The organism is Pseudoxanthomonas jiangsuensis (assembly GCF_010093185.1).
Taxonomy (GTDB): domain Bacteria; phylum Pseudomonadota; class Gammaproteobacteria; order Xanthomonadales; family Xanthomonadaceae; genus Pseudoxanthomonas; species Pseudoxanthomonas jiangsuensis.
Genome location: NZ_PDWL01000145.1, coordinates 1 through 511, shown reverse-complemented (window position 1 = coordinate 511; position 511 = coordinate 1). Strand labels below are relative to the sequence as shown.

Genomic DNA, 511 nt, shown 5'->3' with positions numbered 1-511 from the left:
GTGCCAGCGCGCCTTTGCAGCCAGCAGCAATCGCGCCGCATCCCTGCCGATGATCAGCGCGCCGGCGCACACCGGCCAACAATGCTGATACCTCGATGGCCGCACCAGGCGCAGATGGCGCCCGGCGACATCCGCCACTTTGGCATCGAGCTTGATGCGGTTGTAGGACGGCTCCAGCCGCACGATGCTGTTGCCGCCGGGCAGCCAATCGGTGCTGCGCAATAGCGCCGGCAGCGCATCGGACAGATGCATGTCGTCTTCGAAAATCGCCGTGTAGGCGTCGTCGGAATCGGCCGCAATGCGCCACGCTGCCTGATGACTGAGAAAGCAGCCGATGTTGGACGCTGTCCACTTGCGTGGGCCGGTGCTGAAGGCATCGCCCGACCCTTCCAGTGGACGCTCGCGTACGAAGTCGGCGATCTGCTCGTCCGTCAACGTGGCGCCATCGACGGCAGCAATGCGCTCGAACGGCAGGCCCAGCGCATCCAAGCGCGCCGACATGGCCTGCAGC

At 65.8% G+C, this 511-nt stretch carries 1 protein-coding gene; it reads right to left on the bottom strand.

Annotated elements, in window-relative coordinates; genetic code table 11:
* Positions 1 to 510, bottom strand: a 510-nt coding sequence (locus CSC62_RS17720; RefSeq protein WP_246194546.1) for a glycosyltransferase family 25 protein, incomplete at its 3' end; no start/stop codon positions are given.
* Position 511 lies beyond the last annotated feature (1 nt).